This window comes from Clavibacter michiganensis (assembly GCF_021216655.1).
Lineage (GTDB): Bacteria > Actinomycetota > Actinomycetes > Actinomycetales > Microbacteriaceae > Clavibacter > Clavibacter michiganensis.
This window is the reverse complement of sequence record NZ_CP080437.1, coordinates 1,420,709-1,433,579: the sequence shown is the minus strand read 5'-3', so window position 1 is coordinate 1,433,579 and position 12,871 is coordinate 1,420,709. Positions and strand designations below refer to the sequence as shown.

General features: G+C 74.1%; 10 protein-coding genes. 8 read left to right on the top strand and 2 right to left on the bottom strand.

All coding sequences use genetic code 11. The features are described 5' to 3' along the window. Nucleotides 1–53: 53 nt before the first annotated feature. Nucleotides 54–689 (bottom strand): hypothetical protein, encoded by a 636-nt coding sequence (locus tag K0V08_RS06650; protein WP_094182703.1) that lies wholly within the window; start codon nucleotides 687–689, stop codon nucleotides 54–56. Further along, nucleotides 686–1,939 (bottom strand): serine/threonine-protein kinase, encoded by a 1,254-nt coding sequence (locus tag K0V08_RS06645; RefSeq protein WP_079534484.1) that lies wholly within the window; start codon nucleotides 1,937–1,939, stop codon nucleotides 686–688. The genes K0V08_RS06650 and K0V08_RS06645 overlap by 4 nt, the downstream gene beginning before the upstream one ends. 135 nt (nucleotides 1,940–2,074) lie before the next feature. On the opposite strand from K0V08_RS06645, the gene K0V08_RS06640 reads away from it, so the two are divergent. From K0V08_RS06640 to K0V08_RS06605, 8 genes are all read left to right on the top strand, one after another. Then, complete coding sequence (locus tag K0V08_RS06640) at nucleotides 2,075–3,493, top strand: M50 family metallopeptidase (RefSeq protein ID WP_172405425.1); 1,419 nt, start codon at nucleotides 2,075–2,077, stop codon at nucleotides 3,491–3,493. Between the two features lie 90 nt (nucleotides 3,494–3,583). Next, a complete protein-coding gene (ispG, locus tag K0V08_RS06635) occupies nucleotides 3,584–4,729 on the top strand; it encodes a flavodoxin-dependent (E)-4-hydroxy-3-methylbut-2-enyl-diphosphate synthase (RefSeq protein ID WP_012038846.1) in 1,146 nt (381 codons plus the stop codon). A 107-nt stretch (nucleotides 4,730–4,836) separates the two neighbouring features. After that, on the top strand, nucleotides 4,837–5,868 hold the full coding sequence (locus K0V08_RS06630; RefSeq protein WP_012038845.1) for a 3-oxoacyl-ACP synthase III: 1,032 nt from the start codon (nucleotides 4,837–4,839) through the stop codon (nucleotides 5,866–5,868). A gap of 7 nt (nucleotides 5,869–5,875) precedes the next feature. Beyond that, nucleotides 5,876–8,548, top strand: a complete 2,673-nt coding sequence (locus K0V08_RS06625) for an alpha/beta fold hydrolase (protein WP_079534488.1) — start codon at nucleotides 5,876–5,878, stop codon at nucleotides 8,546–8,548. Continuing rightward, entirely contained in the window at nucleotides 8,545–9,546 is a 1,002-nt protein-coding gene (locus K0V08_RS06620) for an NAD-dependent epimerase/dehydratase family protein (protein ID WP_079534490.1), read from the top strand. Before K0V08_RS06625 ends, K0V08_RS06620 begins: the two co-directional genes overlap by 4 nt. Before the next feature lie 31 nt (nucleotides 9,547–9,577). Further along, entirely contained in the window at nucleotides 9,578–11,350 is a 1,773-nt protein-coding gene (locus K0V08_RS06615; RefSeq protein ID WP_079534492.1) for a proline--tRNA ligase, read from the top strand. Between the two features lie 86 nt (nucleotides 11,351–11,436). Next, a complete protein-coding gene (nusA, locus tag K0V08_RS06610) occupies nucleotides 11,437–12,444 on the top strand; it encodes a transcription termination factor NusA (protein ID WP_079534494.1) in 1,008 nt (335 codons plus the stop codon). A gap of 50 nt (nucleotides 12,445–12,494) precedes the next feature. Next, complete coding sequence (locus K0V08_RS06605; protein WP_079534496.1) at nucleotides 12,495–12,788, top strand: YlxR family protein; 294 nt, start codon at nucleotides 12,495–12,497, stop codon at nucleotides 12,786–12,788. The last annotated feature ends 83 nt before the right edge of the window (nucleotides 12,789–12,871 follow it).

Below are 12,871 nucleotides of genomic sequence, written 5' to 3'. Positions count from 1 at the left end.
CGCGATCACCGACACGGCGCAGAGCCGGCCTGATGGCGATGCGAACGGCCAGGTCAGCCGTTCCCGTTCCCGTTCCCGTTCCCGTTCCCGTTCCCGTTCCCGTTCCCGGGGTCGCCGGCTCCGCCGACGCCGTTCCCACCGCCGTTCCCGTTGCCGGGTCCGCCGTCGCCGTTCCCGTTCCCGCCGCCGGGGGCCGGGCTCGGGGTGGCCGGGGGAGAGGGCGTCGCCGTGCGGGTGGGGCTCGGGCTCGGCGAGGGCGAGGGCGACGCCGTGCGCGAGGGGGACGGCGACGGCGACGGGCTCGCGGACGGCGACGGCGACGGCGTCGGGGTCGTCTCCGCGGCGTCGCGGGCGGCCTCGAGCTGCGCGCGCACCGCGTCGATGCGCGCGATGACCTCGTCGCGTCGCGCCTGGTCGATGGATCCCTCGGCGAGGTCGGCCTCGACCGCCGTGCGCAGCTCCTCGAGCTGGGCGAGGGCCTTGGCGTAGTCGCCGTCCGCGGACGACTGGGTCACCGAGAGCGTCCGCTGCTGCAGGTCGTCGAGCGCGCGGTCCTCCGGCGTCGACGATCCCGCGCAGCCGGCGAGGAGGAGCACGGCCGTGGTCGCGGTCGCGAGGCCCACGGCGGCACGACCGCGGAGCGAGCGCCGCCGGGTGCCGTCGGTCGGGCGGATCGATGTGCGGATCACGGGGCGTCCTCCACGCTCTTCTGCAGCTCCTCGAGGCTTGCGCCGAGGGGTCCGGGGACGGACGGGTACGAGGTGTCGTGGGTCTGCATGGCGTTGACGGTCACGACGCCCACGACGGCGGCCGCGGCGATCAGCACGGACACGACGCCGATGCTGAGCGCCCGGTTGCCGCGGCGCTTCGCCGGGGCACGATCCGCGTCGGCGGCCGGGGAGGTCCTGGCGGTGGGGTCCGCGCCGCGCGCGGGAGGAGTCGTCGGCGCGGCGGCGAACCGCTCGGTCCGGGCGTCCGGATCCGCGAACGGCGCAGCAGCAGCAGCACCCGCCCCGGCCGCGCCGAGCCCGGCAGCGGCCGCAGCGGGCATCACCCGCGTCGAGGTGGCGGTCGGCGCGTCCACCGCGGACTCCGGCGCGCGTCCGGTCCGGAGCTCCGCGGCGACCTCGCGCGCGGTCGGCCGGGTCGCGGGATCGCGGCGGGTCATGCGGGAGAGGAGGTCCACCCACGATGCGCCGAGCCGGGCCGGGATCTCCGGGTCGCGCACCACGCGCGCCATGGTCGACTCCGCGGCCGTGCCCGGGAAGGTGCGACGGCCGGTGAGGCACTCGAGGAGCACGAGGCCGAGCGCGTACACGTCGGTGGGCGCGCCGACCTCCTCGCCGAGCGCCTGCTCGGGGCTGAGGTAGCTGACGGTGCCGATGATGGATCCGGTCGACGTGAGGCGCGTGCCGTCCACGAGCCGGGCGATGCCGAAGTCGGTGAGCTTGGCGACCGCCGGCTCGTCGTCGTCCTCGGGCCGCGCCAGCAGCACGTTGGCGGGCTTCACGTCGCGGTGCACGACGCCGCGACGGTGGATGTAGCCGAGCGCGTCGCTGAGGATCCCGCCGATGCGCGCCACCTCGGGCCCGGGCAGCGGCCCCTCCTTCATGCGGTCGGCGAGCGTCGAGCCGTCGACGATCTCCATCACGATGAAGGCGAGCACGCGGTCGGCGACGACGTCGTCGCCCACGTCGAAGAGCGTCACGAGGCCGGGGTGGCTGAGGCCCGCGAGCATGCGCACCTCGCCCTCCTGGCGCTCGACCTCGCCGGGGTCGGCGGAGTCGGTCGCGAAGACCTTGACGGCCACCTCGCGGCCGAGCGTCTCGTCGGCGGCGCGGTACACGGTGGCCATGCCGCCGCGTCCGAGCAGCCCGCTGATGCGGTAGCGACCGGCCAGCAGCGTGCCGGCGAGTGGGTCGGGCCGTTCTCCGGGCATGGGCGCACCTCTCGTCACGGGCTCCCAGACTAGCCCGGGGCTCCTGGGCGGCACCCGCCCGGCGGTCGGCGGCCAGCCTGCGGATCCGTGCCACGGCGGCGTCCGCCCAGGGTGCGGGAGGTAGCCTCTCCCACCATGGACGGCGTCTTCCTCTACATCCTCGGGGTGCTCATCATCGTGGTCGGCGTCGCCGTGTCCATCGGCCTCCACGAGGTCGGTCACCTGGTGCCCGCCAAGCTCTTCGGCGTGCGCGTCACGCAGTACATGATCGGCTTCGGGCCGACGATCTTCAGCCGCCGCAAGGGCGAGACCGAGTACGGCGTGAAGGCCATCCCGCTCGGCGGCTACATCTCGATGATCGGCATGTTCCCGCCGCAGAGCTCGCGCGCCGGCACGAGCAGCACGGGGATCGCGCAGCTCGTCGGGCCCGACACCCGCCGCGCCGACGCCGGATCGCCGACCGCCCCGGACGCCGACGACCGCGCCGGCCGCGGCTTCTTCGACCTCCTCGTGCAGGACGCCCGCCAGGCCAGCGCCGAGAGCGTCGGCGACGAGGAGGACCGCGCCTTCTACAAGCTGTCCGTCCCGAAGCGCATGGTGATCATGCTCGGCGGCCCGGCGATGAACTTCCTGCTGGCGATCCTCCTGTTCGCCGTCGTGCTCTGCGGCTTCGGCGTCACGACGCCCACCACCACGGTCGGCCAGGTGAACGCGTGCATCGTGCCCGCCGGATCCACCGCGTCGGCCGACGCCGCCACGTGCCCCGACGGCGCCCCGGAGGCCCCGGGAGCCGCGGCCGGCCTCAAGCCCGGCGACACGATCGTCAGCATCGACGGCTCGCCGGTCACCGCGTGGGACCAGGTCACGAGCACGGTCCAGGCATCCGCCGGGAAGGAGCTCGACGTCGTCGTGGAGCGCGGCGGCGCGCGGCAGACGCTCGCCATCACGCCCGTGCTCACGCAGCAGGCCGTCCCCGGATCCCGCGGCGCCCCCGAGGTCGACGAGCAGGGGAACCCGGTGACGCGCGAGGTGGGCCTCATCGGCTTCAGCCCCACGCAGGCGGTGCAGCAGCAGCCGCTCTCCGCCGCGTTCACCACCACGGGCGAGAACATGGCCGCGGTCGGCAACCTGATCCTCAACCTCCCGCAGCGCCTGGTCGACGTCGGCCGCGCCGCGTTCGGCGGCGGCGAGCGGGACCCGAACGGCCCGATGAGCGTCGTCGGCGTCGGCCGCGTGGCGGGCGAGATCGCGAGCCTCGACGAGACGCCGGTCGCCTCGCGCGCCTCCGCGATGATCGGCCTCGTCGCGTCGCTCAACGTCGCGCTCGGCATGATCAACCTGCTGCCGCTCCTGCCGCTCGACGGCGGGCACGTGCTCGGCGCGATCGTGGAGGGCGTGCGCCGGTTCCTCGCGAAGGCGTTCGGTCGACGCGACCCCGGGCCGGTGGACGTCGCGAAGCTCATGCCGGTGACGTTCGTGGTCGTGATCCTCTTCGGCGCCATGAGCGCGCTGCTGATCTTCGCCGACCTGGTGAACCCCGTCCGGCTGACCTGACGTCGCCGCGCAGCCGACGCCGCCCTGCGCTCGACGCCGCCCGCGCCCCCGACGCACCGGGCGCGCAGGAATCGGACGTAGGCTCTTCCCGTGCCAGCAGTCAATCTCGGAATGCCGAAGGTCCCTGAGGTCCTCGCGCCCCGCCGCAAGACCCGTCAGATCAGCGTCGGCAAGGTGAAGGTGGGCGGGAACGCCCAGGTCAGCGTCCAGTCGATGACGACCACGCAGACGACCAACATCAACGCGACGCTCCAGCAGATCGCCGAGCTCACGGCCACGGGCTGCGACATCGTGCGCGTGGCGGTGCCGCACCAGGACGACGCGGACGTGCTGCACATCCTGGCGAAGAAGAGCCAGATCCCGATCATCGCCGACATCCACTTCCAGCCCCGCTACGTCTTCACCGCCATCGACGCCGGCGTCGGCGCGGTGCGCGTGAACCCGGGCAACATCCGCAAGTTCGACGACCAGGTCGGCGCCATCGCGAAGGCCGCCAAGGCCGCGGGCGTCTCCATCCGCATCGGCGTCAACGCCGGATCCCTGCACCCGAGCCTGCTGCAGAAGTACGGCAAGGCCACGCCCGAGGCGCTCGTCGAGTCCGCCGTCTGGGAGGCCAGCCTCTTCGAGGAGCACGACTTCCACGACTTCAAGATCTCGGTCAAGCACAACGACCCGGTCATCATGGTGAAGGCCTACCGCCTGCTCGCCGAGCGCGGCGACTGGCCGCTGCACCTCGGCGTCACCGAGGCCGGCCCCGCCTTCCAGGGCACCATCAAGAGCGCCACGGCGTTCGGGATCCTGCTCTCCGAGGGCATCGGCGACACCATCCGCGTCTCCCTCTCCGCGCCGCCGGCCGAGGAGGTGAAGGTGGGCCTGCAGATCCTGCAGTCGCTCAACCTCCGCGAGCGCAAGCTCGAGATCGTCTCCTGCCCGAGCTGCGGCCGCGCCCAGGTCGACGTCTACTCGCTCGCCGAGCAGGTCACCGAGGGCCTCAAGCACGTCAACGTGCCGCTGCGCGTGGCCGTCATGGGCTGCGTCGTGAACGGGCCCGGCGAGGCCCGCGAGGCCGAGCTCGGCGTCGCGTCCGGCAACGGCCGCGGGCAGATCTTCGTCAAGGGCGAGGTCATCAAGACCGTGCCCGAGGCCGAGATCGTCCAGACCCTCATCGAGGAGGCCAACCGCCTCGCCGCGGAGATGCCCGCCGGATCCATCGGCAGCCCCGAGATCCTGGTCTAGTCCCCTTCTCTCCCCACCCGCCCGCGCGGGCGGCGTGCGTCCGCGCGCGCCGGCTGCGCGTAGGCTCTGCTAGTCGTCCGCCCGGCGGACCGCCCCACGAACTGAGGATGCTGTTGAACGGTAACGCCACTTTCCGGCATCGGAACACCTCCCTGCTGGGGCTCGCCAGCGTCCTCGCCCCGCACACCGTGACCTCCGTGGAGATCGACGACCGCCTGAAGCCCGTGCTGTCCCGGCTCCGCCTCCCCACCGGTCTGCTGCAGCGCGTCGCGGGCGTGCTGGAGCGGCGCAACTGGGACGCGTCCATGTCGTTCGACGCGGCCGCGACCGAGGCCGGGCGCAAGGCGCTCGCCCAGGCCGGCGTCGAGGCGTCGCAGATCGGGCTGCTCATCAACACGTCCGTCACGCGCGCGCACCTCGAGCCGAGCGTCGCGGTCAGCATCCACAACGGGCTCGGGCTGCCGTCGTCCGCCCTCAACTTCGACATCGCCAACGCGTGCCTCGGCTTCGTCAACGCGATGACGCTCGCCGGCCACCTCATCGACTCGGGCCAGATCGACTACGCGATGATCGTCGACGGCGAGGACGCCGGCGAGATCCGCCACAACACGGTCGCGCGCCTGCTCCGCCCGGAGACCACGCGCGCCGACTTCCTCAGCGAGTTCCCCAGCCTCACCCTCGGCGCGGGCGCGGCGGCGGCCGTCCTCGGGCGCACGAGCGACCACCCCGAGGGGCACAGGATCCTCGGCGGCGTCACGCGCGCGGCCACCCAGCACCACGAGCTCTGCATCGGCGACGTCGACGGCATGTTCACCGACACGAAGGAGCTCCTCCGCGGCGGCATGGAGCTCGTCGTCGACGCGTGGAAGGAGGCCGCGCAGGACGACTGGGACTGGTCCGACATGGACCGCTACATCCTCCACCAGGTCTCCGACGTGCACACCAACGCCATCGTCAAGGCCGCCAAGCTCGACAAGTCGCGCGTGCCGCTGACCTACCCGCGCTACGGCAACGTCGGTCCCGCGAGCATCCCCATCACGCTCGCCGACCAGGCCGACAGCCTCAGCCGCGGCGACCGCGTGCTCTGCATGGGCGTGGGCTCCGGCCTCAACACGGCCATGACCGAGATCCTCTGGTAGCCGCGGCGTGAGCGCATCGGCCGCGGTCGCCCCGGCGACCGTCCCCGTGGCGGGCCCCGACGGGCAGCCGCTGCCCGGCCTCGATCCCGCCTGGTCGCGCGTCGTGCGCGCCGGCGGCAACGGCTGGCACCTGCTCGACACGGGGGAGCGGCTCGCGGACACGGGCGCGCCCGTCGCGGGCACGATCCTGTGCGTTCACGGCAACCCGACCTGGTCGTACCTCTGGCGGCGCATCGCGGCGGAGTCGCTCGCGCGCGCCGAGCGGGATCCGTCCCGGCCGGCCTGGCGCGTGGTCGCCGTCGACCAGCTCGACATGGGCTTCTCCGAGCGCACGGGCGTGACGCGCACGCTGCCGATGCGGCTCGACGACCTGCAGGCGCTCACCGACGAGCTGGGGCTCACGGGATCGGGCGCGACGGCGCCCGTGGTCACGCTCGGCCACGACTGGGGCGGCGTGGTCAGCCTCGGCTGGGCGCTCCGCAACCGGGACGTGCTCGCCGGGGTCATGGCCCTCAACACGGCCGTGCACCAGGAGGAGGGCGTGCCCATCCCATGGCCGCTGCGCCTGGCGCTCGCCACCGGGATCCACGACGCCGCCACGCGCGGCACGCCCGGCTTCCTCGCCACCACGCTCGCGCTCGCGCACCCGCCGCTCGACCCGGCCGTGCGCCGCGCGTTCGCCGCGCCGTACCGGGGCGCCGACCGCCGCGCCGGCATCCGCGGCTTCGTCGCCGACATCCCCGTCGGCCCCGCGCACCCGAGCCACGCGACGCTCACCTCGATCGCGGAGGGGCTCCGCGACCTCGACCTGCCGGCCCTGTTCGTCTGGGGTCCGCGCGACCCGATCTTCAGCGACGTCTACCTCTCCGACCTCCTCGAGCGCCTGCCGCACGCCGACGTGCACCGGGTGGAGGGCGCCGGGCACCTCGTCGCGGAGGACCACGACTACGCGTCGGCCGCGCTCGACTGGCTCGCGGATCGGGTCGCGCCGGGATCAGCCCCCGCCCCCGCTCCGGCGGCCCCGGTCGCCTCCCCGCCCGTCCGCCTGCTCGGCGCCCTCCTCGAGGAGCTGCGCGACAGCGACGACCCCGTCCTCGTGGAGATGGCCCCGCGCGGCGGCGGCGGTCCGCGCACCGTCTCCTGGCGGCTGCTCTCGCGCCGCGTCCGCGAGATCGCCGCGGGCCTGCACGCGCGCGGCCTCCGCGCCGGCGACCGCGTCTCGCTGCTCGTCCCGCCCGGCGCCGACCTCACGGCCCTCCTCTACGCGTGCCTGCGCATCGGCGCGGTCGTCGTGGTCGCCGACGCGGGCCTCGGCGTGAAGGGCCTCGGGCGCGCGGTCGCGGGATCCCGCCCCGACATGGTCGTCGGCATCCCCGCCGGCCTCGCCCTCGCGCGCGCCCTCGGCTGGCCGGGGGAGCGCATCTCCGTCACCACGCTCGCCCCGCCCGTCGCGCGCGCGCTCGGCGTCGCCGCGAGCCTGCCGGAGATCGCCCGCGACGGCCGCGCGCAGGTCCTGCCGCCCGAGCCCGCGGCCGACGACGACGCAGCGATCCTCTTCACCTCGGGATCCACCGGTCCCGCAAAGGGCGTCGTCTACACGAACCGCCAGCTGGCCGCGCTCCGCGACACCCTCGGGTCCCGCTTCGACGTGGGCGTCGGCACCGGCCTCGTCGCCGGGTTCGCGCCGTTCGCCCTGCTCGGTCCCGCGCTCGGTGCCACGAGCGTCACGCCCGACATGGACGTGACCCGCCCGCGCGACCTCACCGCGTCCGCCCTCGCCGCCGCGGCCCGCGCCGCGGACGCCACGGTCGTCTTCGCGTCGCCCGCCGCGCTCGCCAACGTGGTCGCCACCGCGGACGCCCTCTCGGACGCCGATCGGGAGGCCCTCGGCCGCGTCCGCTCGCTGCTCTCCGCCGGCGCCCCGCTCTCGGAGGCCCTGCTCGCGCGCGCCGCCGCGCTCGTGCCGGACGCCGAGGTGCACACGCCCTACGGAATGACGGAGGGGCTGCTGCTCACCGACGTCACCCTCGAGGGGATCCGCGCCGCCGCCCTCCGCGGTGACGCCGGCGTCTGCGTCGGCGCGCCCGTCGACCCCGTCGCGATCCGCATCAGCCCGCTCGACGCCGACGGCGCCGCGACGGGCGCGCTCACGGTCGAGCCCGGCATCACGGGCGAGATCGTCGCCGCCGCCCCGCACGTGCACGACCGGTACGACCTCCTGCACGTCACCGACCGCGCGGCTCGCCGCGACTCCGCCGACGGGATCCGCCGCCACCGCACGGGCGACGTCGGCCACCTCGACGCCACGGGTGCGCTCTGGATCGAGGGCCGCCTGCCGCACGTGATCACGACGGCCGACGGCGTGCTCACGCCCGTCGGCCCCGAGCAGCGCGCCGAGTCCGCTCCGGGCCTCGGCCGCGCGGCCGCCGTGGGCGTCGGGCCGGCGGGTGTGCAGCAGCTCGTGCTCGTCGTCGAGACCGTGCCGGCCGCGCGCCGGGTCGGGCTCGCGGACCCGGACCTCGCGGCAGCCGTGCGCGCCGCGGTCGGCGGACCCGTCGCGGCCGTCATCGTCGTCCCCGTCCTGCCGACCGACGTGCGCCACAACTCCAAGGTCGACCGCGCGCGCCTCGGTCGCTGGGCAGCCGGGATCCTCACGGGCGGCCGGGTGAGCGCCCCGTGATCGTGCTCGTCACCGGCGCCAGCGGGATGCTCGGCCGCGCCGTCGCCGAGCGCCTCGCCGCCGCGGGCCACGCCGTCCGCGCATTCCAGCGACAGCCGTCGGGCCTCGCGGCGAGCGGCACGGAGCCGGTGCCGGGATCCGTCGTCGACCTCCGCGGCAGCGTCACCGACCAGGCCTCCGTCGACCGCGCGGTCGACGGCGTCGACGCCGTGGTGCACCTGGCCGCCAAGGTCTCGCTCGCGGGCGACCCGGACGACTTCCGAGCCGTCAACGTCGAGGGCACGCGCGGGCTCCTCCGAGCGGCGCGCGCGGCGGGCGTCACGCGGTTCGTCCACGTCTCCTCGCCCTCGGTCGCGCACACGGGCCTCTCCATCACGGGCGACGGCGCAGGCCCCGCGGATCCCGTCCGCGCCCGCGGCGACTACGCCCGCACCAAGGCCGAGGGCGAGCTGATCGCCCTGGCCGCCGACGACCCCGCGATGCGTGTCCTCGCCGTCCGCCCGCACCTCGTCTGGGGCCCGGGCGACACGCAGCTCGTCGCCCGCATCGTCGACCGGGCCGCCCGCGGACGCCTCCCGCTCCTCGGCCACGGCGCCGCCCTCATCGACACCGTCTACCGCGACAACGCGGCCGACGCGATCGTCGCCGCGCTCGCCGCCGCCGACACCGCGCACGGCCATGCCTACGTCGTCACCAACGGCGAGCCGCGTCCCGTCGCCGAGCTGCTCGCGGGCATGTGCCGCGCGGCCGGGGTGCCTGCACCCCGGATCCGCGTCCCCGCCGCCCTCGCCCGCGCCGCCGGGGGAGCGGTCGAGCGCGTGTGGGCCGTGCGCCCCGGATCCGACGAGCCGCCCATGACCCGCTTCCTCGCCGAGCAGCTCTCCACCGCGCACTGGTTCGACCAGCGCGAGACCCGCCGGGCGCTCGGCTGGACCCCCGCGGTCTCCCTCGACGAGGGCTTCGAGCGCCTCCGCCTCTCGTACGTCGCCGCGCGCTGAGCGGGGCCGGGCGGATCGCTAGGCTGATCCGGTGTCCACACGCCTCTCCAAGCTCTTCGTCCGCACCCTCAGGGAAGACCCCGTCGACGCCGAGGTCGCCAGCCACCGCCTCCTCGTGCGCGCGGGCTACATCCGCCGCCAGGCCCCCGGCATCTTCGCCTGGCTGCCGCTCGGCCTCCGGGTCAAGAACAAGGTGGAGGCCATCGTCCGCGAGGAGATGGAGCGCATCGGCGCCCAGGAGGTGCACTTCCCCGCGCTGCTGCCCGCCGAGCCGTACCAGGCCACGGGCCGCTACGACGAGTACGGCCCCGGGATGTTCCGCCTCGAGGACCGCAAGCGCGCGCCCATGGTGCTCGCGCCCACGCACGAGGAGTTCTTCGCGCTGCTCGTGAAGGACCTCTACTCCTCGTACAAGGACCTGCCCCTGTCGATCTACCAGATCCAGGACAAGTACCGCGACGAGGCCCGTCCCCGCGCCGGCATCCTCCGCGGCCGCGAGTTCACGATGAAGGACGCCTACTCCTTCGACCACACCGACGCCGGCCTCGCCGTCAGCTACCAGGCCCAGCGCGACGCCTACGAGCGGATCTTCCAGCGCCTCGGCCTCGAGTACGTCATCGTCGCCGCGGACGCCGGCGCCATGGGCGGGTCCAAGAGCGAGGAGTTCCTGCACCCCACGCCCATCGGCGAGGACACCTTCGTGCGCAGCCCCGGCGGCTACGCGGCCAACGTCGAGGCGTTCACCACGCTCGTGCCCGAGTCGATCCCCATCGAGGGCCAGTCCGCCGCGCGCGTCTTCGACTCGCCGGACACCCCCACCATCGCCACCCTCGTCGACCTCGCGAACGCCCGCGAGCCCCGCGAGGACGGCCGCGCATGGACCGCCGCCGACACCCTGAAGAACATCGTGCTCGCGCTCACCCACCTCGACGGCACGCGCGAGCTCGTCGTCGTGGGGATCCCCGGCGACCGCGACATCGACCTCAAGCGCGCCGAGGTGGCCTTCTTCCCCGCAGAGGTCGAGCCCGCCACCGAGGGCGACCTGGCCAAGCAGCCCGGCCTCGTGAAGGGCTACATCGGCCCGTGGTCGCCCGAGGGCCCCGTGCTCGGGTCCACGTCGAGCACGAGGGTGCGCTACGTGGTCGACCCCCGCGTCGTCGACGGCAGCTCGTGGATCACGGGCGCCAACGTCGCCGGCAAGCACGTCCTCTCGCTCGTCGCCGGCCGCGACTTCACGCCCGACGGCGTGGTCGAGGCCGCGGACGTCCGCGACGGCGACCCCGCGCCCGACGGCTCCGGCCCCATCACCGCGGGCCGCGGCACCGAGATCGGCCACGTCTTCGAGCTCGGCCGCAAGTACGCGGAGGCGCTCGGCCTCAAGGTGCTCGACGAGAACGGCAAGCTCGTCACCGTCACGATGGGCTCCTACGGCATCGGCATCACGCGCAACCTCGCACTCGTCGCCGAGGCCACGCAGGACGGCCGCGGCCTCCTCTGGCCCGCGTCCATCAGCCCGTTCGACGTGCACGTGGTCATGACCGGCAAGGGTGACGAGATCGCCTCCGCATCCGAGGAGCTCGTCGACGCGCTCGACGCCGCGGGCCTCGACGTGCTCTTCGACGACCGCCCCAAGGTGTCGCCCGGCGTGAAGTTCGGCGACGCCGAGCTCATCGGGGTGCCGACCATCGTCATCGTCGGCCGCGGCGCGGTCGACGGCATGGCCGAGCTCTGGGACCGCCGCACGAACGAGCGCACGCCCGTCGCGCTCGCCGACGTCGTGGGCGCGCTCACCGCCGACCGCTGATCCGCACCGCGCCCCCACCCGAGGCTGCCCGACCCCTCCCGGTCGGGTAGCCTCGAGTGTTTCCAACCGAATAGAGGAGTCGCACCGTGGACATCGACCTGAGCGTCTTGCGCCTGATGGAGCGCGAACGCGAGATCCCGTTCGAGGAGCTCGTCTCGATCATCGAGCAGGCCATCCTCACCGCCTACCTCAAGCACACCGACCAGGCGGACGCCAAGCCCGTCGCCGACGGCGTGCCCCCCGCCCGCGTGCACCTGGACCGCAAGACCGGCCACGTCTCCGTGCACGTCCCCGAGCTCGACGAGGACGGCCTCGTCATCGGCGAGTCCGAGGACAGCCCGAGCGACTTCGGCCGCATCGCCGCGTTCGCCGCCAAGCAGGTCATCAACCAGCGCCTGCGCGACATCGGCGACGACCGCATCCTCGGCGAGTTCAAGGGCCGCGAGGGCGACATCGTCGCGGGCGTCGTCCAGCAGGGCCCGAACCCGCGCATGATCCACGTCGACCTCGGCACCATCGAGGCGATCCTGCCGCCCGAGGAGCAGGTGCCCGGCGAGAAGTACGTTCACGGCTCGCGCCTGCGCGTCTACGTCACGAGCGTCTCCCGCGGCGCCAAGGGCCCGCAGATCACGGTCTCGCGAACCCACCCGTCCCTCGTCCGGAAGCTGTTCGCGCTCGAGGTGCCGGAGATCGCGCAGGGGCTCGTCGAGATCGTGTCGCTCGCCCGCGAGGCCGGCCACCGCACCAAGATGGCGGTGCGCGCCACCGAGCCCGGCATCAACGCCAAGGGCGCCTGCATCGGCGAGCTGGGGCAGCGCGTCCGCGCGGTCACGGCGGAGCTCAACGACGAGAAGATCGACATCGTCGACTACTCCGAGTCGCTGCCCGTGTTCGTCGGCAACGCGCTGTCGCCCGCCCGCGTGACGAGCTCGTTCGTCATCGACCAGGCGACCAAGGCCGTCCGCGCGCTCGTGCCGGACTACCAGCTGTCGCTCGCCATCGGCAAGGAGGGCCAGAACGCCCGCCTCGCCGCCAAGCTCACGGGCGCGAAGATCGACATCCAGCCCGACTCGATCCTCGAGGGCGACGACTGAGCGCCGCCCGCCGCGACCCGGCCTCCCCGCCGCCGGACGGAGGGGGTAGTATGGATCCGGTAAGAACGTGCGTCGGCTGTCGTCGGCGTGCCCCGAGGTCCGCGCTACTGCGGATCGTCGCCGATCCCCCCACCAGCTCCCTCGTCGTCGACGAGCGCGCGGTGATGGTCGGCAGGGGCGCGTGGATCCATCCGACCATCGAGTGCATCGACAGAGCGATCGCGCGGCGTGCCTTCGGGCGGGCCCTGCGGAGCGACGCGGCGCTCGACCCCGCAGCTCTTGGGGGAATACGAGAGCGGCTCGCGGCCCAGCCGAGCGCGCGAGCATCCGAGAGAACAGGCTGAACGGCACATGGACAACTAATGAGCGGCTCGAAATGAGATCCGTCCAGCACTAGCGGTCCCCTCCTGCCTGGGAGAGGACCCCC

What these genes read in the sequence shown, in the direction of transcription:
- K0V08_RS06645 (WP_079534484.1), bottom strand. Translation starts at nt 1,939, where the DNA reads ATGCCCGGAGAACGGCCCGACCCACTCGCCGGCACGCTGCTGGCCGGT.
- K0V08_RS06640 (WP_172405425.1), top strand. Translation starts at nt 2,075, where the DNA reads ATGGACGGCGTCTTCCTCTACATCCTCGGGGTGCTCATCATCGTGGTC.
- K0V08_RS06630 (WP_012038845.1), top strand. Translation starts at nt 4,837, where the DNA reads ATGCTGTTGAACGGTAACGCCACTTTCCGGCATCGGAACACCTCCCTG.
- K0V08_RS06605 (WP_079534496.1), top strand. Translation starts at nt 12,495, where the DNA reads ATGGATCCGGTAAGAACGTGCGTCGGCTGTCGTCGGCGTGCCCCGAGG.